The sequence below is a fragment of the Salinisphaera sp. genome, assembly GCF_035690525.1.
Classification (GTDB): Bacteria; Pseudomonadota; Gammaproteobacteria; order Nevskiales; family Salinisphaeraceae; genus Salinisphaera.
The window spans coordinates 1-25878 of record NZ_DASSKM010000145.1 but is presented as its reverse complement, the minus strand read 5'-3'; the positions used below and the strand labels follow the sequence as shown (position 1 = coordinate 25878).

Below are 25878 nucleotides of genomic sequence, written 5' to 3'. Positions count from 1 at the left end.
CCCGGCCACGCGGGCCGCGCGCCGGGCTCGTATCGACCGCGCGGCCAAGGCCTTAGTAGCGGTAGTGATCCGGCTTGTACGGGCCCTCGGCCGGCACGCCGAGATAGTCCGCCTGGGTCTGGGTGAGCTTGGTCAGCTTGGCGTTGACCCGCGCCAGATGCAGGGCGGCAACCTTCTCGTCCAGATGCTTGGGCAGGACGTAGACATCGTTTTCGTAGCGATCCCGATGATTCCACAGCTCGATCTGCGCCAGCACCTGATTGGTGAAGGAGTTCGACATCACGTAGCTCGGGTGGCCGGTGGCGCAGCCGAGATTCACCAGTCGGCCCTCGGCCAGCAGGATGATCTTCTTGCCGTCGGGGAAGGTGATGTGGTCCACCTGCGGCTTGATCTCTTCCCACGCGTACTCGCGCAGCGCGGCGACGTCGATTTCGTTGTCGAAGTGCCCGATATTGCAGACGATCGCCTCGTTTCTCATGCGCTTCAAGTGATCGTGATTGATCACGTGATAGTTGCCGGTGGCGGTCACGAAGATATCGGCGGATTCGACCACGCCCGGATCTTCCAGATCCACCACCCGCAGGCCTTCCATGGCCGCCTGCAGGGCGTTGATCGGGTCGATCTCGGTTACGCAGACGGTCGCGCCCAGGCCGCGCAGCGACTGCACCGAGCCTTTGCCGACGTCGCCGTAGCCACAGACGATGGCGACCTTGCCGGCGACCATGACGTCGGTGGCGCGCTTGATGCCGTCGACCAGCGATTCACGACAGCCGTAGAGGTTGTCGAACTTCGACTTGGTGACCGAATCGTTGACGTTGATCGCCGGGAAGGTGAGCCCGCCTTGCTTTGCCAGGTGATACAGACGATGCACGCCGGTCGTGGTCTCCTCGGACACGCCGGTGATGGCCTCGCCGAGCTTTTTGTAGAAGTCCGGTTGTTCGGCCAAGCGTTTCTTCATGACCTTGAACAGCGCTTTTTCCTCGTCCGAGCCCGGGTTGTCCAACAGCGACGGGTCGTCGGTGGCCTTGACGCCGAACGTCGCCAGCGTCGTGGCGTCGCCGCCGTCGTCCAGGATCAGGTTCGGCAGGCCGCCGTCGTGCCAGTCCATGATGGCGTGCGCGTACTCCCAGTATTCCTCGGCGGTCTCGCCCTTGTAGGCATAGACCGGAACGCCGGACTCGGCGATCGCCGCGGCGGCGTGGTCCTGGGTCGAGAATACGTTGCAGGACGCCCAGCGCACTTCGGCGCCGAGCGCGACCAGGGTTTCGATCAGCACGGCGGTCTGGATGGTCATATGCAGCGAGCCGGCGATGCGCGCGCCCTTCAAGGGCTGCTGGACGGCGTATTCCTCACGGAGGGCGACCAGGCCGGGCATCTCGGTCTCGGCGATCTCGATCTCGCGGCGGCCCCAGGGCGCCAGGCCGATATCGGCGATCTTGAAATCTTCGGCAATCTGTTCGGCAGGGATGCTCATAGGTTCGTTCCTGTCGTTGAATTCGGTTCGTAATGCCGGCCAGCTATGACGCCGGCCGGCGGGACGATCGTTGCGCCTCGGGTCAGGCGGCCTGGATACCGGCGTCGTCGGCCAGCGCCGCCGCCTTGTCGGTGCGCTCCCAGGGCAGGTCGAGATCCTCGCGGCCGAAGTGGCCGTAGGCCGCGGTCGGCGCATAGATCGGGCGTTGCAGATCCAGCATCCTGAGAATGCCGTAGGGGCGCAGGTCGAAGTGGTTGCGGATCAGCCGGGTCATCTTTTCGTCGTCGATCTTGCCGGTGCCGAAGGTCTCGACCCAGATCGAGGTCGGCTCGGCGACCCCGATGGCGTACGACAACGCGACTTCGCACTTCTTGGCCAGGCCGGCCGCGACCACATTCTTGGCCACGTAGCGCGCGGCATAGGCGGCGCTGCGGTCGACCTTGGACGGGTCCTTGCCGGAGAAGGCGCCGCCGCCGTGACGGGCCATGCCGCCATAGGTGTCGACGATAATCTTGCGCCCGGTCAAGCCGGCGTCGCCGAGCGGCCCGCCGGTGACGAACTTGCCGGTCGGATTGATATGGACCGTCGGGTTGTCGGTCAGCAGATCGCCGATCACCGGTTTGATGATGTGCTCGTGGACGGCGTCCTTGAGATCGGCCTGCGAGATGTCCGGGTTGTGTTGGGTCGATAGCACCACGGCGTTGATCGCGGACGGCTTGCCGTTCTCGTACTCGAAGGTTACCTGCGACTTGGCGTCCGGGCGCAGCCAGGACAGCTCGCCGCCGGCCAGCAGCTCCGCCTGCTTGCGCACCAGGCGATGGGCGTAGGTGATCGGCGCCGGCATGAGCACGTCGGTCTCGTCACAGGCGTAGCCGAACATCAACCCCTGGTCGCCCGCACCCTGTTCTTCCGGGGCGGCGCGCTCGACGCCCTGGTTGATGTCGGCCGACTGCTCGCCGAGCACGTTCATCACCGCGCAGGTATCGGCGTCGAAGCCCATATCGGAGCTGGTGTAGCCGATCTTGCGGATCGTGTCGCGCACGATGTTCTCGACCGGAATATTGACCGGCTTGGTGGTTTTGATTTCGCCGAAGACCATGGCGAAGCCGGTCTTGGTGGCGGTCTCGCAGGCGACCTTGGCGGTCGGGTCGGCCTCGAGATAAGCGTCCAGAATGGCGTCGGAGACCTGATCCGACAGCTTGTCGGGATGGCCGCCGGTGACCGATTCGGAGGTAAACAGGGTGCGACTCATAGACTATATCTCTCCATCCGGATATCCGGATGGACTATACGCCATCTATTTCGATCCTTCCACTGATAGCCTTGTCCAACGACACATGAGCCTGAGCGAGGCGCGTATTTCCACGCAGAGTTGAGCCTCGAGGCGGTCCGGAGTTTGGGATCATCGGAGGATGATCGTGAAGCCCCATACCCAGGGACTCCGGACCTTTGTCGACATTCGAGCGTTCATGAGTCTACCGAACTGCTCAATGCCCATGCACCTGCAGAAATACGAAGGTAGACCCCTTTGGCCCTTTTGGCTCTCTTTGGCTTATTCGCGCCGGCGATGTCGTCGGGCGCGCTCACGATCGGCATCTCGGCGCCGAGCCAACCGGCCCAGCCGATGCCGGCGAGCGCGCCGTCGGTGCGATAGTGATGATCGGAGGCCGCGCACTTGGCAGAGCGGGAGTTAAGTATACTGTCCCCGGAACTCCCCACTTGGCAGAGCGGGAGTTAAGTATACTGTCCCCGGAACTCCCCTACTGTCCCCGGAACTCCCCTAACTCCTTTAGCCCCGGAACCCGCCCGGAACCCGAACCGTCCCCGGAACCCGAACCCCCGCTTATATCGATAAATTTTCTTTCACTATTTCTTTTTCTTCGGGCGTTTTAGCCTGTTCTAATGCGTCGTTAACAATAATATTCTTGAATTTATCGAAAACTTTTTTTACTTCGCCGTTTGAATCAATGCAGCCTGGAGGTCCAGTAGCGCCAGGCAAAGTGACTAAATATCGTAAACGTGGCGCAATTTTTGACGTGCTGTTCGCAACCTCTACTTCTATTGGATGTTTAGTTATATTGTATATTCCACTGTTTGATTTTATGGAAAATTTATTATAGTCATCTAAATAACGACCATTTCCGAAGAAAAATTCTGCGTATAAATCTTGCTTGTTGTAAGTAGAATTTAATCCGTAGTTGTTATCAACACTTTCATAACCTTTTTTATAAACGACGATTGTTCCGAATTTATCACTAAAAAATGATCCACCGAAATAAAATTCTTTATCAAAACGATAATATCCTTTTTTATCTGTCCTAGTCAGTGCAGCGTCCACATTTACGCACCCACAGCTTTCTTGCATCAGCCCGCATTCGTAATAGCCACTCCGGGCATATACGTAAGCCCCTTGGACCGGCTGACCCGTATCAGCATCGATCACTCGTCCATGAACGTTTTTTCCCGCCGAAACGCAACCCTGAAGAGTGATTGCTGCGAGAGCTGCGGCAAGTGCTAGTCGCAATATTTGGCGTTTACGGGTGCCCATGCCTGTTGACCTTTCATTGGCTACATGCGGACTCGGTTTTATAACTGCCGCATGGCAGGAGTAGAGCTGGTTTTTCTTTTCCGCCATCGTCTGGATCGTGGTAGTAAAAGCCTTGCGCCTTTAGATCGTTTTCGGTGATGTTGCCGAGATATTTAATACGATCACTGGACGGTTCATGTTTACCCGTTTTGCCATATTCTTGGATTCGTAACTCGCTAAGACGTTGATCCAAAAATTGACGCGCCTTTGACAGGCCTTCTCCGTGACTCGCATTAAACCGCTGCAACACCCCGATGCGTTGGTTGTGCTTCGGCCCATCGATGGGATGGTCGCTGGTGAAGGGGTTGAGATCGCTGAGCAATGAATCATAGCCGATCCGCGCATAGCCGAGTTGCCCCGGTTCAGCGCCCGACAGGGTGCTCCAGATCGCATCCGTCGTGGCGCGATAGGTCTGGGCGGTGGTATTCGTATTTAGCTGGATGACGTCGCTAAAGTCGCTGCGGAGCTTGTAGAACACGGCGTGTTCGGCCGCCAGCGTGCGGATTTCGTTGTTGTTCCATTGATGGTTGTACAGATGTAGGTTCGGATCCCCGCGATGATTGTAGGTTTTGTCGGGATTGTGCCCGGCCAAACCATGCCCGATATAGCCTTCGTCCATTCCGGGGATTTGTTTGCGGCTGTACGGCTCATCGGCGTTATCCCGATGGGCGAAGCTGTCTTCCAGGGCGTGCAGGTATTCGCCGTAGAGTTGCGCCTTGGCGTGGGGGTTGCGGTTGCCGCAGGCCGGATACAGGTCGAACGCGGCGCGGCGCAGCCGGGCCAGTTGCGGGCTGGTCGGGAATAGAAAACGATGGCGTTCGTACCACTGCGCCTGTTCGTCGGCGGCCAACGCGTCGTAGTCGAAGTCGGCGTCGATCCAGCCTTTGGCTTTGAGTCGCGTGGCCAGCGCGCGCGGCGCTATGTCGCCGCGGTGGGCGGCGTCTTCGTTCATGGTGAAATGATACAGCTGCAATGATTGGCCGTTGGGGATCACGCACTCAAAACCGTGGCACGGCAGGGTCTGGGGATTCTGGTCGACATATTCGGTGGCGTTGGCGATGATCTGCGCGGTCTCGGCCGGGATGCCGGCCTTACGCGCCAAGAAATACGTCATGTAGTAATGCAGATCGATGCCGTACAACCCCAGCGGATCCACCTGATTCATCGGATCGCTATGCACATAGGCATAGGTATTGACGCCGTCGGCGAGGCCCAGCGGGTCGGGGGTTTGGTAGCGCCCGGTAGCGGGGTCGTAGTGGCGATGGACGTTGTAGTTGGTGTGGATCTCGGGATCGGCGTACTGGCCCGGTAGGCGCAAATGGAAGGTGAAGGACTTTCCGTCGCAGTCCGGGTCTTCGTTGATGTCGGCTTGGCCGAAGGGACTGTAGGTGGCCCGCCAAATGAGGGTGCCGTCGGGGTCGGTCACGGCCCGCACCGCGCTGCGGCGGCTGGTGTGGATTGTGTACAGGCTGCCGTGGCGGATCAGCGCCACGGGTCGGATGCCGTGGTAGATGTACTCGCTTTGGACGGTCCCGTGGCCGTCGGTGGTGGCGACCAGCCGGTCGGCGGCGTCGTAGACAAAACCGGTGGTTTGGGGTGAATCGCCGGTGTAGACGGTTTTTGCGTACGCCGGCCGTGCCGGTCATAGGTGTAATCAGCGAGCTTGCGGCCCTGTTGGTAAACGGCGCTTAGGCGGCCGGCGGCGTTGTAGGTGTAACGCCGATCGCCGATCCGGATCGGCCGGCCGGTGGCGTCGTAGCGATACGCCGTGCCGACGCGTCGCGGGATCGCGGCTTGGCTCGGCGGGCCGACGGCGCGCAGCCGGTTGCTGGCGTTGGCGATGGTGTAGTCGGTGGTCACGCCGTGATGGCTCTTTCGGATACGGTTGCCGGTGGCGTCGTAGGCCCAGGTGGTGGTGCCCTTCGGGCCGGTGGCGCGAATCAGCCGGCCCAGGGCGTCGTAGGCATAGTGCGTGGTGGTCTCGTTTTGCGTCAACGCGGTGAGCTGGCCGACGGCGTTATAGGCGTAGCGGCGGGCGCCGAGTGGGGCGCCCTGTTGCCCGATCAGCCGAGCTTGGGCGTCGTAGCGCCGGGTCACGGTCCGGCCGTCGGCGCCGGTGCGGGCCGTGACCCGGCCGGCGGCGTCATAGGTCAGGCGCAACACGGGCGTATCCAACAGCCAGCCGTCGCGCACGATGGCCGTTAGCCGGCCGGCGTCGTTGTAGGTATAGGCCAAGGCCGTGCCGTCGGGTAGGGTCGCGGCAATCGGTTGGCCTTGGGCGTCGGTTTGGCGCTGGAGTTCGGGCCGATCGGCGGCTTCGGCCGGGTCGGGCGCCGGCGATGACACCGCCACGGCTCGGGCCTGCATCGCTTTTTTAAACGCCGGATCGGCGGCAAGCGCGGCGGCCACGCGCAGGCGCCCGGCTTCGTCGAGGCGGGCGATGCGCTGGCCTTGCGCGTTATACCGATACACGGTGACGCCGCCGTCGGGCGTGGCCGTGTATAGCCGGTCGCCGAAGTCGTTGTAGGCGGTGGTGGCGGTGTGCCCGCGAGCGTCGGTGAGGCCGATCAGGCGGCCGGCGGCGTCGTAATGCCGATGCGTCGTGGCGGCGGCGTCGGTGCCGGCGCCGCGGGTGCGGGCCGTGATGCGGCCCCAAGCGTCGTAGTGATACCGCGTGGTGCGCCCAGCGGCGTCCGTGCGCGTGGCGATGCGCCCGGCCGGGGTGTAGCGCAAGGTTTTCCGGATTGTGCCATTGACCGTGACCGTGCGCAGCCGGCCTTGGGCGTCATCGTGGCGGCGGGTGGAGGTCGTCTGGCCGGCGGCGTCGGTGTGTTGTTGGCCCACGCGCCGGCCGGCGGCATTGTAGTGAAACCGGGTCGTGGCGCCGTTGGGGCCGGTCAGGCGAATCAGCCGCCCGGCAGCGTTGTAGTCGGCCCGCGCGGTGCCGGCCGGGCCGGTGACCGCGGTGAGATGGCCGGCGGTGTCGTAGGCCAGATCGACGGTCAGGGGCTGATCCGAGCCGGCATGGCGGACCAGCCGGGTCAAACGCCCGGCGGCGTCGTAGCGCATCCGGGTGACGGCGCCGTCGGCCGCGATTTTCTGGGTGATGCGGCCGTTGGCGTCGCGCGTGAGCCCCGGGCCGTCGGGCAGCTTATAGGCGGTGGGCGGATCGTAGGGTGCCAGGCCCGCGGGGTTGGCCGCGGTGGCGGCCGTGGGCTCGGGGCGCCGGTCGAACAGCGTGCGCCGGATGCCGCGCCAGCCGCCGGCGCTGTCCGGGGTCCAGCCGGTTTCGGCCAAGCCGACGAGGTGGCGCCGGTCGTCGTAGGCTAAAAACCAGGCGTGTTGTTGGTCCGGGGCAACCGACGGCGTGATGATCACCGCCGGCTGGCGGGAATCGTCGGCGTAGAGATAATGGGCGATCGGGCGCGACGCGCCGCCCGGCGCGGTCTGGCGGATATCGATCGTGCGCCCCTGCGCGTCGTAGGCGTCGTGGGTGGTGATCCCGGCGGCGTTGGTCTGGGCGGTCAGCTGTAGCCGGTCGTTGTAACGATAACGCGCATCCGCGCTGCCGCAGGCCACGCACCCCGGCCCGTCGATCGCGGTGACGATGGGCACGCCGTGCCAAACGGCGGTGTGATAGACGCTTTGGCTCTGACCGGCGCGGTCGACCACGGTCCGGTGGGGCTGGTACGTGAGCGTGGTTTTGTCGGCGCCGTTCGCGTGCATCGACAGGATCGCGCGGTCCTGATCGTCGTAGGCCCAGGTGGCGATGCGGGTGAGTTCGATGGGTTGGGGCGGCGCGGCGGCATCGCTGGCCTTGTCGGTATCGGCGGCCTCGTCGTCTTCATACGCGACGTCGTGAGTCTGGGCGGTCTCGTCGGTAGCGACGTACGGGTCCAGGCCGTAGGGGTTATCGGACTCTTCCGGCGGCGCGGGCGGCGGGAGTGGCTTGGGTTCGTAGTCTGCCGGCATCCGCCCGCGGCTGATCCCGGTGAGGTTGTGCGCGTCATACGGATCATCATAGTGATAGCGCCGGACGCGGCCCTCGGGGCCGATGACTTGGACGAGGTTGCCGCGCTCGTCGTAGCGGTAGGTGGTGATCACGCCGGCCGGGTCGGTCAGGCGCGCCAGGCGGCCGTGCCCGTTGTAGGTGAGGGTCAGCGTGCGGCCCTGGCCATCGGTGACTTGGGTGAGCCGGCCGGCGGCGTCGTGGGCCAGGCGCGTAATCGCGCCGTCCGGGTGGCGGATGGCGAACAACACGCCGTGGCGGTCGATCGACAGATCGGTGCCGTCGCGCCAAACCCAGGTGGTGCCGTGCTCGCCGACGATTAGCCGGCCGTCGCCGTATTGCGCGGCGCGATAGACGCGCGCGGTGGTGCCGGCGATACGATGATCGACATGAAAATCGATACGCCGGCCGTCGGCTTGCCAAATCGCGATGCCGTGGGCGGTATGGGCGAGATTGAAGCTGTAGTTGCTGCGCCAGTTATGCCCGAGTGCGCCGGTGTAGTCGGTGCGGCTGTTGTAGTAGCGCACGAACGCCAGGCCGTGCGGGCCGGGTAGGCCCGCGAGATCGATTTGGCGCTCGAACTTGTTGCCGGTAATGACGTTGATCGGGTTGCCGACGTGGGTGGCGGCGATATGGGTGGGCTGCGCCGCGCCGGGGATCGGGCCGGCGCCCGGGATCGCGCACATCGCCGGACTGCCGTTGCCGGGGCCGCCGTTGGGCGGCGCGCTGTCGGCGGGCGGTGGCGGGTCGGTCAGGTCGCTGATCAGGCCGTCGTTCGGGCGTCCGGGATCGGGTTGAAGCCGCCGGTCCCGCCGCCGGGTTCGGCGGCCTCGCCGCCGGGCTCACCCCCGAAGACATCTCCGCCGCTCGCGCCGGGCTCACCGCCGAAGACATCACCGGAGCCGCCGCTCGCACCGCCATCGCCCACCGGGCTGCCCGGCAATTGGCTCAACCCGCCCGGCCCGCGCGGCAGCGACGGCATGCCGGCCAAATATAAATAAGCGGCATGTTGACGCTGAATGGCGAGAATCACGCGTTGCACCACATTCAGTGTGGTGCCGTGAAACGGAAACGGCGCCAGCAGGATGACCAGCAAGACGCCGGTGCCGAGGATGTATTCGACCGCGCCGATGCCGCGCTGGCGGCTCGGCAGTGTGCGCGGCCGGGATCGGCGCGTCACAGCGCTACGCCCGGACGGTGGAAATGCGCAGGGTTTGATCGGCCATGCCGTCGGCCGGCCGGTGATCTTGCGAAATAGCCTCCCCCCAAACGACATCGATCCCCAACACGATAAAGCACGCGCACGCAACGGCGTGACGTGTTTGTTATCGAATGAGGTTTATATAGCAGGTTGGGGTGGTTTTGAAAAGACTCTGATGTCGCACGAAACGCCAACAGGTTCTAGACTGCCGCCAGCATTGCCGCCCGACGATTTCGGAGACCCGATATGGCGCTGACCGATTCCACCATGATGCCGCTGGGCACGCCGGCCCCGGATTTCACGCTGCCCGACGCGGTGTCGGGCAAGACCAAGACCTTTGCCGACGTGGCGGGCGAGCACGCTACGCTGGTGATGTTCATCTGCAATCACTGCCCGTACGTCATTCATATCGCGCGCGAACTGGCGGCCGTCGCGGCGGAATACGACCCCCGGGGCGTCGGCTTCGTGGCGATCTCCTCCAACGACGTCGACGAGCGGCCGGAGGACGGTCCGGCGTATATGGCCGACTTTGCCGCGCGGTACAACTTCATTTTTCCGTATCTCTATGACGAGACACAGGAAGTGGCCAAGGCTTACGACGCGGTTTGCACCCCGGATTTCTTTCTGTTCGACGCCGGGGGCGAGTGTGTCTATCGCGGCCAGTTCGACGCCTCGCGTCCGAAATCGGCCGAACCGGTGACCGGGGCCGATCTGCGCGCCTCGCTGGACGCGGTGCTGGCCGGCGATCCGATTCCCGAGCAAGCCCAGGTGCCGAGCCAGGGCTGCTCGATCAAGTGGAAGACGGGGTAGCGAACAGATCGATTGACAACGATTCATGCCAGAATGGCCGTATGACTGCAGTCGATACGGCCAACCGGAACGCGGGCCGGGCCTACGCCGGGCGAAGCTCGGCCGAGCGCCGTGATGCACGCCGGGCCGCCTTGATCGCGGCCGGCGTGCGGGTTTTCGGCCGCGACGGCTTCAGGTCGGCGACGGTCAAGTCGATTTGTCGCGAGGCCGGTCTGACCGAACGCTATTTCTACGAATCGTTCGCGAACAGCGAGGCGCTGTTCGCGGTTGTCTACAAGTTTCTGGTCGCCAAGATCGAAGCCGAGATGCGCGCAGCGATCGAAGCCGCGCCCGCCGAGGCCGAGGCGATGACGCGCGCGGCGCTGCACGTTTATTTCGGTCATATGGCCGACCGGTTGATCGCGCGCATCGTGTTGATCGAAATTTTCGGTATCAGCGCCGATATCGATCGCACCTATCGCGCGGTCACGCTTAACTTCGCCCGTCTGACCGAGGAACTGACCGCGCGCCTGTTCGATGTCGATGCGGTGACCGCCGGCGCGGACCGCCGGCTGCTGTCGATGGGCCTGGTCGGCTCGACCATCCATATCGCCATGTATTGGCATCTGAACGGTTATCGCGAGTCGCTCGACACCGTGGTCGAATCGGCCCTCAAGCTCTACCTGGCCATGGCGGGCAACGCAGACGCCGACCGATAGCTAGCGGCCGACGGGCGTTGCCCACCCGCCAACCGAGCCCGAGTCGCGACCGAGCAAGCGTACCAATGCCGCGATCAGGCGTATGCATTGGCCGGCGCCAGCTGGGCTTCGCGATAGCGGGCGATCTCGTCGATGGTCAGTACCGGCATGGCGTGGCGCGCGGCATAGGCCTCGATGTCGACGTTGCCGGCCATGGTGCCGTCGTCGTTCATCAGTTCGCAGAGCACGGCGGCCGGGCGCATGCCGGCTAGCAGCGCGATATCCAGCGAGCCCTCGGTATGCCCGCGCCGGGCGAGCACGCCGTTTTCGAGCGCGCGCAGAGGAAACACATGACCGGGGCTGACGATCGCGCCGGGGGCGCCGTCGAGCGCTTCCAGTGCAGCCGTGATGGTGCGCACGCGATCGGCGGCGGACACGCCGGTGCTCACGCCGGTCGCGGCCTCGATGCTCACGGTGAAACCGGTGTGATTCTTCGACTGGTTGTTGTTGACCATCTGCGGCAGGCGCAGGGCATCGATCTCGGCGCCGCGAAAGCACAGACAGACGATGCCCGAGCCGTCGCGGATCATTTTGACCATGGTGTTCAGTGCCAGATTCTCGGCGGCGGCGACGATATCGGCTTCGTTTTCCCGGTCGCTGTCGTCGAGCAGCAGCACGGGCTGGCCGGCGCGATAGGCGGCGATGGCGGCGGCGAGCCGGGGGAAATCCTGAAAGTCGGTGGATGCTGACATGAAACGTCCTCGTTTGATGGAGTCAACGTTTCAGGGCTAGGCGAGAAGGCTTGCACCGGCGCTGTACGTCGGGCTGCCGTCACGCGTCTTCTTTCATCCGGACTGTCACCGTCGGCTCTGGACTTTGACCAGATCTGCTGACCTTTCGATAGGCACCGAAAGCGCTCGTGGGCTCGGCCGATTCGCGGCCCTACCACCGGTGGGGAATTGCACCCCGCCCTGAAGACAGGCATTAGCATAGCCGATCGGCGGCGCCGGCAACAGGCCAGTAAAAAACCCCGGCGGGGCGCCGGGGTCGTCGAGCCTATCGGGCGAGCCGGCGAATCAGCCGGTATTATCGGCGCTGTTTCTTAGCTTGGGGTTGGCCGGAATGCGCGTGCCGCCTGGGAAGAAGGCGACCGCCGGCACATCGCCCATACCCGGGCCGACCATCTTCGGAGTCAGGTAGGCGATGTTGTGGACCTCCGCAGGGGTGCGGCCGTAGGCGATGCCGTACTTGTTGGTCGGCACGATGTTGTTCGCCGGGTAGGACTCGCCGTAGATCGTGACCGAATCGTACTGATCCCCCGTGATGCCTTGATCGTCGTCGTCGGCGCCGTCGAGGCTGTCGCGGGCATCCGATATTGCATTGACGACGGTTCCGACCTTGAGGTCCATACCGTTAACGGACAGCGCGATTTCATCTTGTCGCTCGGTGAGCAGCGTCCGCACAAGCCCGGCGTGGTAAGCCTCGACCGCAAGAATACCGGCCGCTGCGGTGAGGTAATCCCGGTTGCGGATATAGCGCGCGCCGCCCTTGTAAGCGGTCACGCCCACGTCCTCGAAAATGAATGCGCCAAGCAGGAACGCCGTCGGGCTGGCGAACGGATTGAACTCGAAGCCATCCGGCGCCGTGATGCCCGCGGTTCCCAGGGCGGCTTTGGCGGCGGCGGTAAAGGAGCTTTTTAAATTGATCTCGGGGCTCGATACCAGCGCGCCCGCCTGGCCCAAGGCGCTGCGTAGAAACAATACGTGATCCAGCTCGTCGGCGGCGATTTCGGCTGCATACTTGCCGATCGTCTTTTCGCCGCTGAAGTCCACCTTCGCGTTGTCCGGAACGATCACTTTGCCGGGGTTTTTGCTGCCACCGCCGGTATCGTCTGCCTGCAATCCGGCGCCGGTCAGCGCGTGCAAATAGAACTCGGCTTCGAGATATTCCAGGTTCAGCGCGTACTGAAGCACGGCCGCATCGCTCGGCCCGTTGATTACGACCGCGTTGTCGTTGTTGTTCGTAGACTCGTCGGCGATAGCGACGTTGTCATCGTCGCTGCAGGCGCCGAGCAGGGCGCTGCCGACCAGGCCCGCGGTGTACATGCCGCTATTGGCAAGAAAGCGGCGACGGCTGTTGCTGATCGGCCGACCGGTGGTGGCATCGATAACTTCGGGGCCGCAATCGGTTTTTTGAGGTTTGCTCATGGTTATTCTCCTCTCTCCCTAGAACAGGGGATCATATGGGTAATACGTCGATACGTGGCGATCTCGGTTACGGATGCGCGCTATTGCCTTGGGCGAAATACGACGTTAGTTCGAGTCTTTGCAATCGGTAGGGGTATGGGTCAGGAAAAGACTCGACGTCAAAAAACTAGCATACGAAACGACCGCAAAAAGCGCGTGTGGACGGCTTTTCTAGTCGGCTGGCTACACTAAATTTTGCGAAATCGTTATGCGTTGAAAGTAAAAAATTCCAAACGATTGATAACGCAGATGTCTATCGATAAACGGTTGCCCGCTAAACTATCGTTTCAGGCGAATCGTTAGTTAAATTAAATGAATATTGTCTGAAGTTCCGGGCCGGCGCGTTTAACGCCTCGGATCGGCGTCTCGCAGCCGACCTGGGGCGATTCCCGCTTGGGGCGTGTTGCCGGCTTGGCCGCCTTTGATAGACAATGATCGATCTTTGTTAAGCCGTACCCGGGATTGCTGTAATGCCCTCACGACGAGATCTCGCCAATGCGATTCGTATCCTGGCCGTGGACGCCGTCCAAAAAGCCAATATCGGTCACCCCGGCATGCCGATGGGCATGGCCGATATCGCCGAAGTGCTGTTCAACGATCATCTGAAGTTCAACCCGGCCAACCCGGACTGGCCCGATCGCGACCGCTTCCTGCTGTCCAACGGTCACGGCTCGATGCTGCAGTATGCGGCCCTGCATCTGACCGGCTATGACCTGTCGCTCGACGACATCAAGAACTTCCGCCAGCTGCATTCGAAAACCCCGGGCCATCCCGAGAACACCGAAACGCCGGGGGTGGAAACGACCACCGGGCCGCTCGGCCAGGGTCTGGCCAACGCGGTCGGCATGGCGCTGTCCGAGGCGGTGCTGGCCGGCCAGTTCAATACCGCCGACGCCACGGTCGTCGATCACCATACTTATTGCTTCGCCGGCGACGGCTGCATGATGGAAGGCATTTCTCACGAAGCCTGCTCGCTGGCCGGCCACCTGGGGCTGGGCAAGCTGATCGTGTTCTATGACGACAACGGCATCTCGATCGACGGCGAGGTCAAGGGCTGGTTCTCGGACGACACGCCGGGCCGCTTCGAGGCCTACGGCTGGCAGGTGGTGCGCAACGTCGACGGCCACGACGCCGGTGAAATCAACACCGCGATCGAGACCGCCAAGAAGGAAACGACCAAGCCGACGCTGATCTGCTGCAAGACCGTGATCGGCTGGGGCTCGCCCAACAAAAAGGGTACGGCCGGGATCCACGGTTCGGCGCTGGGCGAGGAAGAGGTCGCCGCCACGCGCAAACAACTCGGCTGGTCGGACGACACGCCGTTCGCGATTCCGGACGACATCTATGCCGGCTGGGATCACCGCGAGGCCGGCGACCGCGCCGAGCAGGACTGGCGCCAGACCTACGATAACTACAAGACCGCCAATCCCGAGTTGGCGGCCGAACTGGAGCGTCGCTTGGCGGGCAAGCTGCCCGACAATTGGCGCGAGCACGCCCGCTCGGTGATCGAGTCCATGCAGTCCGACGGCGGCCGCACCGCGACCCGTAAATCCTCCAAGGCCGTGATCGGCGCTTACGCCAAGCTGCTGCCGGAGCTGTTCGGCGGCTCGGCCGACCTGTCGGGTTCCAACGGCACCGACTTCGACGGCCACAAGCCGATCATCGCCAACGAGTTCGACGGCAACTACGTCTACTACGGCGTGCGCGAATTCGGCATGACCGCCATGACCAACGGCATCAGCCTGCACGGCGGCTTCATTCCCTTCGGCGCGACCTTCCTGACGTTTTCCGACTATGCGCGCAACGCGGTGCGCATGGCCGCGCTGATGCGCTCGCGCAACGTGTTGGTCTATACCCATGATTCGATCGGCCTCGGCGAGGACGGCCCCACCCATCAGCCGGTCGAGCATCTGGCCGCGCTGCGCCTGATTCCGAACCTGCATGTCTGGCGTCCGGGCGACGATGTCGAGGTCGCCGTGGCCTGGCAGGCGGCGATCGAGCGCGAGAACGGGCCGTGCGCGCTCGCGCTGTCGCGCCAAGACGTCGATCACCAGGACCGCGATGCCGACACCGTCGCCGCGATCGCCAACGGCGGCTATGTGCTGCGCGATACCCAGGGCAAGCCGGACGCGATCGTCATGGCCACCGGTTCCGAACTGGAGCTGGCGGTGGCCGCCGCCGACCAATTGGCCGGCGAGATCGCGGTTCGCGTGGTGTCGATCCCATGCGTGGAAGTGTTCCGCGAACAGTCGGCGTCGTATCGCGATAGCGTGCTGGAGCCGTCGGTCACGGCCCGGGTCGCGGTCGAGGCCGGCGTCTCCGACGGCTGGCTCGGCTACGTCGGGCCGACCGGTCAGGTCGTGGGGGTCGACGATTTCGGTCTCTCGGCGCCCGGCCCCGAGGTTTACAAGGCGTTCGGCTTGACCGTCGAGGGCGTCGTCGACGCGCTGCGCAATCAGGTTGCCGGCTGATTCGCCGAACATGAGCAAGTTTTCAGGCAAATCAAATATCTTTCGACCGCGCGGTATGAAACCGCGCGGTCGACCCAAGGGGAGAGCTATCGCCTCTCCCCTTTGGAAACCCCATTGCTAAGGTGCCCGCGGTAAACCGCGGGGTATTGGTGAATTAAATTCGAAGTTCTAGGAGCGGACATGGCAGTCAAGATAGGTATCAACGGTTACGGCCGCATCGGCCGCAACGCGCTGCGCGCGGCTTACGAAGGCCAGCACAAGGGCGCGTTCGAAATCGTCGCGATCAACGACTTGGGCGATGCCCACATGAACGCGCACCTGACCCAGTACGACACCGCGCACGGCGCGTTCCCCGGTGAGGTTAAGGCCGAGGGCGAGAATCTGGTCGTCAACGGCGATCGCATCAAGGTGCTGTCCGAGCGCGACCCGGCCAAGCTGCCCTGGGGCGATCTCGGTGTGGATGTGGTGCTGGAATGCACCGGCCTGTTCACCAGCCCGGACAAGGCCAGCGCGCACCTGCAGGGCGGGGCCAGGAAAGTGCTGATCTCGGCGCCGGCCGGCGATGCCAAGACCATCGTCTACGGCGTGAACCACGACACGATCACCGCCGACGATCAGGTCATCTCGAATGCGTCCTGCACCACCAACTGCTTGGCGCCGCTGGCCAAGGTGCTGCACGAGGCGTTCGGCATCGAATACGGGCTGATGAACACCATCCACTCGTACACCAACGACCAGGTGCTGTCCGATGTCTACCACAAGGACATCCGCCGCGCGCGCAGCGCCACCCAGAACATCATCCCGGCCAAGACCGGCGCGGCCGCCGCGGTGGGCAAGGTGCTGCCGGAATTGAACGGCCGGCTGGACGGCTTCGCGGTGCGCGTGCCCACCCTCAACGTCTCGTTCGTCGACCTGTCGGCCACCGTGTCGCGGGACGCCACGGTCGAAGAGGTCAACGGCGTGCTCAAGAAAGCCGCCGAAGGCGAGTTAAAGGGCGTGCTGGCCTACACCGAGGAAGAGTTGGTGTCGCAGGACTACAACCACAACCCGGTGTCGTCCACGATCGATTCCAAGCTGACCAAGGTCGCAGGCTCGCGGCTGATCAAGGTCTGCTCTTGGTACGACAACGAATGGGGCTTTGCCAGTCGCATGCTCGATACCGCGCTGGTGTTGGCCAACGCCCGCTGATACGGCCCTCGGTAACGAGCCGCGCAAAGACCGGACGCCGTCCGGTCTTTGCGTTTGCGCTGATCGAATTCGCGGTATGCGGTCGACTGGCCGATCGCGCCGTCCCACTGTTCCACCGTCTGATAAAGGACACGACGATATGACCATGCTCTCGATGGACGACGTCGAACTCGCCGGCAAGCGGGTGTTGATCCGCGAGGATCTCAACGTGCCGGTGAAAAACGGCGAAGTGACCTCGGCGGCGCGCCTGCGGGCCGCTTTGCCCACCCTGAAGAAAGCCGTGGACGCGGGCGCCAAGGTCATGGTCACGGCGCATCTGGGCCGGCCCACCGAAGGCGAGCCCACCGCCGAGGACAGCCTGGCGCCGGTCGCGAAATGGTTGTCCGACGAACTCGGCCGCGATGTGCCTCTGGTTACCGACTGGCTGGATGGCAAGGTCGAACTCGCCGACGGCGAGATGGTGGTCTGCGAGAACGTGCGCTTCAACGTCGGCGAGAAAGCCAACGACGAGACGCTGGCGAAGAAAATGGCCGATCTGTGCGATGTGTATGTCATGGACGCCTTTGGCACCGCCCATCGCGCCCAGGCCTCGACCGAGGGCGTGGCCCGCTTCGCGCCGGTGGCCTGCGCCGGGCCGCTGCTTGTGGCCGAGGTCGCAGCGCTGCGCGCCGCCATGAACGATCCGAAGCGCCCGCTGGTGGTCATCGTCGGCGGTTCCAAGGTGTCGTCCAAGCTGGAACTGCTGAAATCGCTGGCGGGTCTGGCCGATCAGCTCATCGTCGGCGGCGGCATCGCCAATACGTTCTTGGCCGCGGCCGGGCACAACGTCGGCGGCTCGCTTTACGAGGCGGATCTGGTGGCCACGGCGAGGGCCATCCACGAGGACATCCGTTCGCGCGGCGGCGATATTCCGCTGCCCGAGGACGTGATCGTGGCGACCGAATTCTCCGAATCGGCCGAAGCCGTCGAGCGCCGGGTCGAGGACGTGGCCGAGAACGAGATGATTCTGGATATCGGCCCCCGGGCGCGCGAGCAGATGGCGGCGATTCTGAAAAACGCCGGCACCGTGGTCTGGAACGGGCCCGTCGGCGTGTTCGAGATCGACCAGTTCGGCGGCGGCACTCAGGCGCTGGCCGCGGCGATTGCCGAAAGCGACGCTTTTTCGATCGCCGGCGGCGGCGACACGCTCGCCGCCATCGAGAAGTACGGCGTGGGCGACGACGTGTCGTATATCTCGACCGGCGGCGGGGCGTTCCTGGAGTTCCTGGAAGGCAAGACGCTTCCGGCCATCGCCGCGCTCGAAGCGCGCAACGCATAGCCGGACTCCAACGGTCGTTCTATGCGAGAGTACCGAGCGCTGCGTCGTCACCGGGGATCTCGACCACGGGTCCGGCCGCCGTCCGGGTGGCTGCGCTCGGCGTCACACCCGGCGGCGAGCGTCGAAAATAGCCGGCCCATTCGGCTGTTTCGTCGCCGTATCGACGACAAGCTGAGCCGGGCGCGGCGTCCTTGAAGCGGCTCGTCATCCTATCGCGCTGGGCGGTTACCTTGGTCGGCAGCATGCTGCTGCTCGGCATCGCCGCCAACGCTTGGGTGGTGGGTAGTACGCGCGCGCTGATCTACGACGATACCGCGCGCATGCCGGTGTACGACGTCGCGGTCGTGCTCGGCACCAGTCCATACACCCATACCGGTAACCCGAACGCGTTGTTCAGCCATCGCATCAAGGCGGCCGCACAGCTTTATCATCGCGGGCGGGTACGGCATATCCTGGTATCGGGCGCCAACCCGAGCAAGGCCTACAACGAGCCGCGCGAAATGTATCAGGCCCTGCGCCGGCACGGCGTACCGGATTCGGCCATTACCTTGGACTTTGCGGGATTCAGAACGCTGGATTCGATCGTGCGCGCCAAGCGCGTCTTTGGACTGCATGCCTTCGTGATCGTCTCGCAGCGTTACCACGAGTACCGGGCGTTGTTTCTGGCGCAGCACGAGGGCATCGAGGCGATCGGTTATATCTGGCCCAAGGAGGACCGGCGCCAGTCGCTACGCACCGAGACGCGCGAATATCTGGCCCGTATCAAGGCGGTGCTCGATCTGTATGTGCTGCATACCCGGCCGCGTTTTCTCGGCCCGCGCCGGCCGATCGATTTGAGCCCGTCCTCGGCCGGGGGCTACATCGCGGATCGCGGCGCCTGATTGCGGCTGCGCTCAGGCGCCGGTCGGGTGGAACAGGCCGCCGAGCACGGCATCGACCTTGGCTTCCATGCAGTGCTCGATCGAATACAGCCCGGGATGCCGCAGGCTGCATTCGTAGAGCCCGACCATGAAGGCGATGATTACGTCGGCCGCGTCCTCGGCGCACAACGGCTCGCGCAGCGGGCATATGGCCGCGATCTCGGTGCACAGCGAGACCAGCACTTCACGACTGTCCTCGAACATCGCGCTCAATAGATGGTCGGTCGCGTGGCCGCGTTCGGTCATCTCGCAGCGGTGAAAGACGATATGACATACACGCCGATGCTGTTCGTCGTTGGTCAGACGCGATATTCCGTGCAATAGCATCTCCCGCATCAGGCGCATCGGCTCGTTGCCGGGGATGTGCTGTCCGAAACATTGACGCAGATCGCGCAGCGGCATGGCGGTGCGTTGGACCATGGCTTCGACCAGCGCCGTCTTGTCGGCGAAATGCCAGTAGATGGCGCCGCGCGAGACGTTGGCGCGGCGCGCGATGCATTCGAGCGTGGCTTGCGAGACGCCGTGCGCGAGCATTTCGGTTTCGGCGGCGTCGAGTATGCGGGCACGGGTTTGCGCGGATTCCACCTTTGTTTTGCGTGCCATAGGATTTTCGCTCTACTTCGTCATCACCGGACTGCCGGCCATGTTACATACATTCATGAATGTATGTATGATGATTGCAGATCAAAGGCCTAAGCTTGGGGTTTGGCGGTATGCATAATTCTTACTGGGCCGCGTCGCGCAAGACGGTGGCGCTGCGGGTGCTGACACTTTTCGTGGCGGGCGTTACGCTCGCCGGCTGCGGCAGCGGCGGCCAGAAGCAGGGGCAGGCCAAGACCCCGGCGACATCGGTGCACACGGTCACCGTCAAACCGCATACGGTGCCGGTGTATTCCGAGTATCCCGGCCGGGTGAACGGCAAGCAGACGGCCCAGGTGATCGGTCGGGTCACCGGTATTCTCGAATCCAAGAATTACAACGAAGGGTCGCTCGTCCACAAGGGCGATTTGCTGTTCAAGATCGATCCGCGGCCTTATCAGGCCACGGTCGATCAGCGCGAGGCCCAGCTGGCGAGCGCCAAGGCCGCGCTGGCCAATTCCTCGCGCGTGTGGGAGCGCACCCGCAAGCTCTACCAGGCGAACGCGGTGAGCGAGGCCGAGCGCGATCAGGCGCTGTCGAACTATGAGTCGGACAAGGCGGCGGTCCAGCAGGCCAAGGCCAATCTCGAATCGGCTCGGATCGATCTCGACTATACGACCGTCGAGGCGCCGTTGACCGGGGTGACCAGCTTGCGCGATGTCGATCTCGGAGCGTTGGTTACCGCCAATCAGACCAAGCTGACCACCATCACCCAACTCGATCCGGTGTATGTGCTGTTCGCGCTGCCCGAGGACGATGCGTTCGCGCGCCAGAAAGCGCTGCGGGAAATGGGCCAGAAGACCACCGATTCGGCCACCCGCCAGGCCACGATCATTCTCAACAACGGCAAGGTGTTTCCCTACAAGGGCAAGGTTGATTTCACGCAGAGCACGATCGATCCCAACACCGGCACAGTGCAGTTGCGGGCCATCGTCAAGAATCCGAACAATCGCTTGATGCCGGGCCGCTACGTGCGCGTGCGGGTGCGTATCCAGACCTTGCACGACGCGATCACGGTGCCCGCACAGGCGATTTCGACCGGCCAGCGGACCCAGGTTTTCGTGGTCAAGAACGGCAAGGCCGAGACCCGGGCCGTGACCCTGGGGCCGCTGACCGAGAGCGGCCGCGTGATTCAAAAAGGTCTGTCGCCGGGGGCGCGGGTCATCACGACCGGGCTCGGCACGCTTTCCGCCGGCGCGCCGGTCAAGGTGCTGCCGGGCAGCGGCCTCGGCAACGAGGGGGCCGCCGTGAATCACGCCGGGAACCAGTCTGAGGACCAGGCCGGGGCTTCCGATACGGCCGGCTCGTCGCAGGACAGCTAGCAGAGGTTTCTCCCCGTGCTATCGAAATTTTTTATTGACCGGCCGGTCTTCGCGACCGTGCTGGCGATCCTCATCACGCTGTCCGGCCTGCTGGCAATGGGCTCGCTGCCGATCTCGCAATACCCGGACGTGGTGCCGCCGCAGGTGGTGGTGCGCGCCAACTATCCCGGCGCCAGCGCTGAGGATATCGCGACCACCGTGGCCGCGCCGTTGGAGACCCAGATCAACGGCGTGCCGAACATGATCTACATGACCTCGACCACGTCGGACGCCGGCACGCTCAACCTCGCTGTCACATTCGCAATCGGCACCGACCCCGAACAGGCCACGATCGCCGTCAACAACCGCGTGCAGTCGGCGCTCGCGCAACTGCCGGAGACAGTGCGCCAGACCGGCGTGACGGTGCGCAAGCAGTCGACCAGCATTCTGCAGGTGCTGACCCTGTATTCGCCGAACCAGAAGTTCGATACCACGTTCATCAGCAATTACATGCTGATCAACATCATCGACCCCTTGAAGCGCGTGCAGGGCGTGGGCGAGGCGCGGCTGTTTTCCACCCAGGACTACTCGATGCGCATCTGGCTGGACCCGGCCAAGATGGCAAGCTACGGCATCACCACCACCGACATCGAAAACGCGATCGCTCAGCAGAATTCGCAGTTTGCCGCCGGCAGTTTTGGAGCCCGGCCCTACGGTGGCGCCGACATCGCCTTCACCTACACGGCGGCCACGCCGGGGCGTTTCAACACCGCCAAGCAGTTCGAAAACATTATCCTGCGCGCGAACGACGACGGTCGGGTGTTGCGTCTCAAGGACGTGGCGCGCGTGGAACTGGGGCCGCAATCGTACTCCACCCAAGCAAGTTTCAACGGTCAACCCGCGGTGCCGGCCGCCGTGTATCTGCAGCCCGGCGCGAACGCGCTCGCCACCGCCGAGCGGATCCGCGATAAAATGGCCGATCTGGGCGAAAATCTGCCGCAGGGCCTGAAATACAGCATCCCGTTCAACACGACCCAGTTCGTGCAGGCCTCGATAGACGAAGTGGTGTTCACCTTCTTCATCTCGCTGGTTCTGGTGATCGCGGTCATCTATCTGTTCCTGCAGAATTTCTGGGCGACCATCATCCCCATGCTCGCGGTGCCGGTGGCGGTGGTCGGGGCGTTCGCGGGGATTTATATCCTCGGCTTCTCGATCAATCTGCTGACCCTGTTCGGTCTGATTCTGGCGATCGGTCTGGTGGTCGATGACGCGATCGTGGTGATCGAGAACATCGAGCGCATCATGACCGAAGAACGCGCGCCGCCGCGCCAGGCCGCCGTGAAGGCCATGGAAGAGGTGAGCAGCCCGGTGATCGCGGTGGTGTTGGCGCTGAACGCGGTGTTCATCCCGGTGGCTTTTCTGGGCGGGCTGTCGGGCCAGATGTATCGCCAGTTCGCGGTGACCATCGCCGTGTCCGTGGTGCTGTCGGGCTTTGTGGCGCTGACGCTGACGCCGGCGCTCTGCGCGCTGTTTCTCAAACCCAGCTCGGATAAGCGCAAGAACTGGTTCTTTCGCACCTTCAACGCCGGCTTCGCGAAAGCCTCCACAGCCTATCTCTGGGGCGTGAACTTTCTGCTTAAGCGGGCGGTGGTCGGCGTGGTGTTGTTTCTCGCGGTGATCGGCGGTACCTGGCTGGTGTCGACCCAGGTGCCGTCCGGATTGATTCCGCAGGAAGACCAGGGGTATATCTTTGCGGTCTATACGTTACCGCCGGCCGCTTCGCTGCAGCGCACCAAGAACGTGAGCCAGGAGCTTTATCACAAGGCACGCAAGAATATCCCCGGGCTGGCCGGCGTGGTCAGCGTGCCCGGCTACGATTTTCTGGCCGGCGCCCAGCGCACCTGGGCCGGCGCGATGTTCCTGACACTCGAGGACTGGGGCGAACGCGAAAAATCCTCGTTCGATATCGTCAACAAGGTATTCGCGATCGGCGCCACGATTCCGGCCGCGCAAATACTCGCCTTCAATCCCCCGCCGATCATCGGCCTGTCGACCACCGGCGGCTTCGAGGGCTATGTGCAGAGCCGGCACGGCTCCGACTACAAAGCGCTCTATCAGAAGACCCAAGAATTGGTAGACGCCGCCAACAAGCGGCCCGAGTTGCAGCGCGTGCGCACCACGCTGAGAGTCGACGTGCCACGCTACAAGATCAAAGTGGACCGCGAGAAAGCCAAGACGCTCGGGGTGCCGATCTCGCAGGTTTACGACACGCTGCAGGCCACCTTCGGCCAGCTCTTTGTCAACCAGTTCACTTTCCTGGGGCGCAACTGGCAGGTCAACCTGCAGTCGGAGGCGCCGTATCGCATGCATCCGGAAGATTTGCGCGAAGTGTTCGTGAAGTCGACCAAAACCGGCGACATGATTCCCGTGAGTTCGCTGGTCACCACCCACCGCACCGCCTCGGCGGACATCGTGGAGCGCTACAATGTGTTCCCGGCGGCCAAGGTCATGGGCACGCCGGCACCGGGTTACAGCAGCGGGCAGGCCAACGCCGCCATCCAGCAGGTGGCCAGCCAGGTGCTCGGCTCCGACTATCAGTTCCGGTTTACGGGGACCGCGTACCAGGCCACGCACGTCGGCAACTCGGCCATTATCGCGTTGTCGCTGGGCGTGATCATGGTGTTTCTGATTCTCGCCGCCCAGTACGAGAAATGGAGCCTGCCGCTCGCGGTGATCACCGCTGTGCCGTTCGCCGCGCTCGGCGCTTATGTCGCGGTATGGCTGCGCGGGGTGGACAACAACATCTACTTTACGGTCGGGCTGCTGGTGCTGATCGGTCTGGCGGCCAAGAACGCGATTCTGATCGTGGAGTTCGCGGTACTCGAGCGCAGCGCCGGCAAATCGCCGGCCGACGCGGCCTATTCGGCGGCGCGGCTGCGTTTTCGCCCGATCGTGATGACCTCGCTGACCTTCATCCTGGCGGCGACTCCGCTGGCGATTGCCAGCGGCGCGGCCGCCAACAGCCGTATTGCGATCGGTACCTCGGTAATCGGTGGGATGCTGGCGGCGACGCTGTTCGCGATCCTGTTCGTGCCGCTGGCCTACGATCTGATCGAGCGCGGCTCGGATAAACTGGCCCGCATGCGCGGTAAGCGGGATAGTGATGAGGACGACGACGACGACGAAGCGAGCGCCCAGGCAAGCGACCAGAAACGCCGTGACGACACCAACGACAGGGACGACGACGATGCGTAGCGCGCTGCTCTTGTGTGCCGTGGTTGCGCTGGCCGGCTGTGCGGTCGGCCCGGACTACGAGCGACCGGATATCGATCTGCCGCAGTCGGCTTTCGCCTCGACCCTGTTGTCGCAGCAACAACGGAAGGCGCTGGCCTACTGGTGGACCCGCTATCGCGATCCGACGCTCAACAAGCTGATCGACGAGGCGCTCGATTCGAACCTGGACATCGCGCTGCAGGCCCAGAAAGTGCGCCAGGCGCGGGCGGAGCTCGGCTATCAGAATGCCCAGCTTTATCCGTCGATCCAGGGTCAGGCCCAGGGTATGCGCGAGCGTGTGGGCAGCGCGGTTCCGGGCAGTAGCGGTGGCGCGTCGTCCGGTGGCGGTGGCAGTGGTGCCTCGGGTGGCGGATCCGGCGGATCCTCCGCGCTTTCGGGCGGCGGTGCGGGCAGCGGCGGCGGGCCGCGACGCTTTAACGAGTTCTCGGTTGCCGCCACCCTGAGCTACGAACTGGACTTCTGGGGCGCGCTGCGTCGGGCGGACGAGCAGGCGCGCGCGCGGTTGCTGTCGTCGGCCTATACCCAGGATTCCATTCGGCTGCAGACGATCGCCGATGTGGTGACCAACTATATGTCGCTGCGCTCCTATCAGCGTCAGATTCGGGTCACCAAGCGAACCATCAAGACGCGGGTCAAGGGCTATCACCTGGATCAGAAGCGCTATCAATACGGCGCGATCAACAAGCTCACGCTGCTGCAGACCAAGTCGTTGCTGCAGTCGGCCCGCGCCCAACTGCCGCCGCTGGAGCAGCAGGCATCGAGGCTGCGCACCTCGCTGGCGATCCTGACCGGCAGGACGCCGCGCGTAATCATGGCCCACACCAAGCTGCCGGCCGGCGACTTTTCCGATTTGACGCTGCCGCGCGATCTGCCGGTGGTGCTGCCCTCGACGCTGCTCAACCGGCGCCCGGATATACGTGCCGCCGAAGCCAGCCTGATCGCGGCCAACGCCAATGTCGGGGTCGCCAAGGCGCGCTTCTTTCCCACCTTCAATCTGTCGGCGATGATCGGCACCGAGGCGCTAGATATCAGCGATCTGTTCGAGCCCTATTCCGAGATCGAACAGATCGGCGGTACGATCACCGCGCCGATTCTCGATTTCGGCCGTATCAACGCCCAATACCGCAGTGCCAAGGCGCAAAAAGCCCAGGCCGAGATCCGCTATCGCCAGACCGTGCGCCAGGCGTTCCGGGAGGTGCGCAACGCGCTGGACGAAGTCAAGTTCAGCCGCCAGCGTTTCCACGAGGTGCAGCAGCAGGTCGAGGCCTACCGGCAGACGCTGAAGCTGGCGAAGCTGCGCTATCAGGTCGGGCGCACGAACTATTTCGATGTGCTCGACGCCCAGCGTAACCTGTTCTCGAGTCAGCTCAGTCTCGCGCAGGCGATCGCCGATCGTTTCACCGCCACCGCCGATCTGTACAAGGCGCTGGGCGGCGGCTGGACCAAGAACAGCGATTCGCTGACGCCCGCGATGCAGGAAGTCGTCGACGACTACAAGCCGGTCGAGGGCGCGAAGGACGGGGCGCACGCGGCGACGACCAATACGCCGGTGCCGGGCAACGATCCTTGATTTACCAATATCCCGCGGTTTGCCGCGGGCACCTTGGCAATGGGGTTTCCAAAGGGGAGAGGCGCCAGCTCTCTCCTTTGGTCGACCGCGCGGTTTCATACCGCGCGGTCGAAAGACATTTGATTCGCCGACGTCGCGGCGTCGCATTAAGCGGCGACAGACCCTAGAATGGC

Annotated in this window: 18 protein-coding genes and 1 riboswitch; of the genes, 9 read left to right on the top strand and 9 right to left on the bottom strand. The window is 63.7% G+C overall.

Translation table 11 applies throughout. The features are described from left to right. Positions 1-52: 52 nt before the first annotated feature. From ahcY to VFJ08_RS11285, 6 genes are all read right to left on the bottom strand, one after another. Positions 53-1474 carry an adenosylhomocysteinase gene (gene ahcY / locus VFJ08_RS11310; RefSeq protein WP_324997318.1) on the bottom strand — a complete coding sequence of 474 codons (1422 nt, stop codon included), beginning with the start codon at positions 1472-1474 and terminating at the stop codon, positions 53-55. A gap of 82 nt (positions 1475-1556) precedes the next feature. Continuing rightward, a complete protein-coding gene (gene metK, locus VFJ08_RS11305; RefSeq protein ID WP_324997317.1) occupies positions 1557-2726 on the bottom strand; it encodes a methionine adenosyltransferase in 1170 nt (389 codons plus the stop codon). 591 nt (positions 2727-3317) lie between these two features. Further along, positions 3318-4022: a hypothetical protein gene (locus VFJ08_RS11300; RefSeq protein ID WP_324997316.1), complete on the bottom strand. Its 705-nt coding sequence runs from the start codon at positions 4020-4022 to the stop codon at positions 3318-3320. A 13-nt stretch (positions 4023-4035) separates the two neighbouring features. Continuing rightward, complete coding sequence (locus tag VFJ08_RS11295) at positions 4036-5553, bottom strand: RHS repeat-associated core domain-containing protein (protein WP_324997315.1); 1518 nt, start codon at positions 5551-5553, stop codon at positions 4036-4038. Continuing rightward, on the bottom strand, positions 5544-8756 hold the full coding sequence (locus VFJ08_RS11290) for a DUF6531 domain-containing protein (RefSeq protein ID WP_324997314.1): 3213 nt from the start codon (positions 8754-8756) through the stop codon (positions 5544-5546). Before VFJ08_RS11290 ends, VFJ08_RS11295 begins: the two co-directional genes overlap by 10 nt. A gap of 77 nt (positions 8757-8833) precedes the next feature. Next, on the bottom strand, positions 8834-9250 hold the full coding sequence (locus tag VFJ08_RS11285) for a hypothetical protein (RefSeq protein WP_324997313.1): 417 nt from the start codon (positions 9248-9250) through the stop codon (positions 8834-8836). Between the two features lie 267 nt (positions 9251-9517). Between VFJ08_RS11285 and VFJ08_RS11280 the strand changes: the two genes are divergently transcribed. After that, positions 9518-10081: a thioredoxin family protein gene (locus VFJ08_RS11280; RefSeq protein WP_324997312.1), complete on the top strand. Its 564-nt coding sequence runs from the start codon at positions 9518-9520 to the stop codon at positions 10079-10081. A 41-nt stretch (positions 10082-10122) separates the two neighbouring features. Beyond that, on the top strand, positions 10123-10779 hold the full coding sequence (locus VFJ08_RS11275; RefSeq protein ID WP_324997311.1) for a TetR/AcrR family transcriptional regulator: 657 nt from the start codon (positions 10123-10125) through the stop codon (positions 10777-10779). Between the two features lie 74 nt (positions 10780-10853). On the opposite strand, the gene ribB is transcribed toward VFJ08_RS11275, so the two are convergent. Both ribB and VFJ08_RS11265 read right to left on the bottom strand, forming a co-directional pair. Continuing rightward, positions 10854-11510: a 3,4-dihydroxy-2-butanone-4-phosphate synthase gene (ribB, locus tag VFJ08_RS11270; protein ID WP_324997310.1), complete on the bottom strand. Its 657-nt coding sequence runs from the start codon at positions 11508-11510 to the stop codon at positions 10854-10856. Between the two features lie 81 nt (positions 11511-11591). Further along, a riboswitch (FMN riboswitch) is annotated at positions 11592-11741 on the bottom strand. Positions 11742-11834: 93 nt separating this feature from the next. Next, complete coding sequence (locus VFJ08_RS11265; protein ID WP_324997309.1) at positions 11835-12965, bottom strand: ferritin-like domain-containing protein; 1131 nt, start codon at positions 12963-12965, stop codon at positions 11835-11837. Positions 12966-13474: 509 nt separating this feature from the next. Between VFJ08_RS11265 and tkt the strand changes: the two genes are divergently transcribed. From tkt to VFJ08_RS11245, 4 genes are all read left to right on the top strand, one after another. Continuing rightward, positions 13475-15475 carry a transketolase gene (gene tkt / locus VFJ08_RS11260; protein WP_324997308.1) on the top strand — a complete coding sequence of 667 codons (2001 nt, stop codon included), beginning with the start codon at positions 13475-13477 and terminating at the stop codon, positions 15473-15475. Positions 15476-15655: 180 nt separating this feature from the next. Continuing rightward, positions 15656-16663, top strand: coding sequence for a type I glyceraldehyde-3-phosphate dehydrogenase (gene gap, locus VFJ08_RS11255; RefSeq protein WP_324997307.1), 1008 nt, complete (start codon positions 15656-15658; stop codon positions 16661-16663). A gap of 139 nt (positions 16664-16802) precedes the next feature. Beyond that, positions 16803-17981, top strand: a complete 1179-nt coding sequence (locus VFJ08_RS11250) for a phosphoglycerate kinase (RefSeq protein WP_324997306.1) — start codon at positions 16803-16805, stop codon at positions 17979-17981. Positions 17982-18172: 191 nt separating this feature from the next. Then, positions 18173-18862 carry a SanA/YdcF family protein gene (locus tag VFJ08_RS11245; RefSeq protein WP_324997305.1) on the top strand — a complete coding sequence of 230 codons (690 nt, stop codon included), beginning with the start codon at positions 18173-18175 and terminating at the stop codon, positions 18860-18862. 12 nt (positions 18863-18874) lie between these two features. Here VFJ08_RS11245 and VFJ08_RS11240 read toward each other — a convergent pair whose 3' ends face one another. After that, positions 18875-19504: a TetR family transcriptional regulator gene (locus VFJ08_RS11240; protein ID WP_324997304.1), complete on the bottom strand. Its 630-nt coding sequence runs from the start codon at positions 19502-19504 to the stop codon at positions 18875-18877. A 110-nt stretch (positions 19505-19614) separates the two neighbouring features. On the opposite strand from VFJ08_RS11240, the gene VFJ08_RS11235 reads away from it, so the two are divergent. The 3 genes from VFJ08_RS11235 to VFJ08_RS11225 are packed head-to-tail and all read left to right on the top strand — an operon-like array spanning position 19615 to position 25705. Continuing rightward, positions 19615-20862, top strand: a complete 1248-nt coding sequence (locus VFJ08_RS11235; RefSeq protein WP_324997303.1) for an efflux RND transporter periplasmic adaptor subunit — start codon at positions 19615-19617, stop codon at positions 20860-20862. A 15-nt stretch (positions 20863-20877) separates the two neighbouring features. Beyond that, positions 20878-24096, top strand: a complete 3219-nt coding sequence (locus tag VFJ08_RS11230; RefSeq protein WP_324997302.1) for a multidrug efflux RND transporter permease subunit — start codon at positions 20878-20880, stop codon at positions 24094-24096. Continuing rightward, a complete protein-coding gene (locus VFJ08_RS11225) occupies positions 24089-25705 on the top strand; it encodes an efflux transporter outer membrane subunit (RefSeq protein WP_324997301.1) in 1617 nt (538 codons plus the stop codon). Before VFJ08_RS11230 ends, VFJ08_RS11225 begins: the two co-directional genes overlap by 8 nt. Positions 25706-25878 lie beyond the last annotated feature (173 nt).

Coding starts and splice junctions, on each gene's coding strand:
- VFJ08_RS11280 (WP_324997312.1), top strand. CDS start 9,518: ATGGCGCTGACCGATTCCACCATGATGCCGCTGGGCACGCCGGCCCCG.
- VFJ08_RS11225 (WP_324997301.1), top strand. CDS start 24,089: ATGCGTAGCGCGCTGCTCTTGTGTGCCGTGGTTGCGCTGGCCGGCTGT.
- metK (WP_324997317.1), bottom strand. CDS start 2,726: ATGAGTCGCACCCTGTTTACCTCCGAATCGGTCACCGGCGGCCATCCC.
- VFJ08_RS11240 (WP_324997304.1), bottom strand. CDS start 19,504: ATGGCACGCAAAACAAAGGTGGAATCCGCGCAAACCCGTGCCCGCATA.
- VFJ08_RS11250 (WP_324997306.1), top strand. CDS start 16,803: ATGACCATGCTCTCGATGGACGACGTCGAACTCGCCGGCAAGCGGGTG.
- VFJ08_RS11235 (WP_324997303.1), top strand. CDS start 19,615: ATGCATAATTCTTACTGGGCCGCGTCGCGCAAGACGGTGGCGCTGCGG.
- ribB (WP_324997310.1), bottom strand. CDS start 11,510: ATGTCAGCATCCACCGACTTTCAGGATTTCCCCCGGCTCGCCGCCGCC.
- VFJ08_RS11300 (WP_324997316.1), bottom strand. CDS start 4,022: ATGGGCACCCGTAAACGCCAAATATTGCGACTAGCACTTGCCGCAGCT.
- ahcY (WP_324997318.1), bottom strand. CDS start 1,474: ATGAGCATCCCTGCCGAACAGATTGCCGAAGATTTCAAGATCGCCGAT.
- VFJ08_RS11290 (WP_324997314.1), bottom strand. CDS start 8,756: ATGTGCGCGATCCCGGGCGCCGGCCCGATCCCCGGCGCGGCGCAGCCC.
- VFJ08_RS11265 (WP_324997309.1), bottom strand. CDS start 12,965: ATGAGCAAACCTCAAAAAACCGATTGCGGCCCCGAAGTTATCGATGCC.
- VFJ08_RS11275 (WP_324997311.1), top strand. CDS start 10,123: ATGACTGCAGTCGATACGGCCAACCGGAACGCGGGCCGGGCCTACGCC.
- tkt (WP_324997308.1), top strand. CDS start 13,475: ATGCCCTCACGACGAGATCTCGCCAATGCGATTCGTATCCTGGCCGTG.
- gap (WP_324997307.1), top strand. CDS start 15,656: ATGGCAGTCAAGATAGGTATCAACGGTTACGGCCGCATCGGCCGCAAC.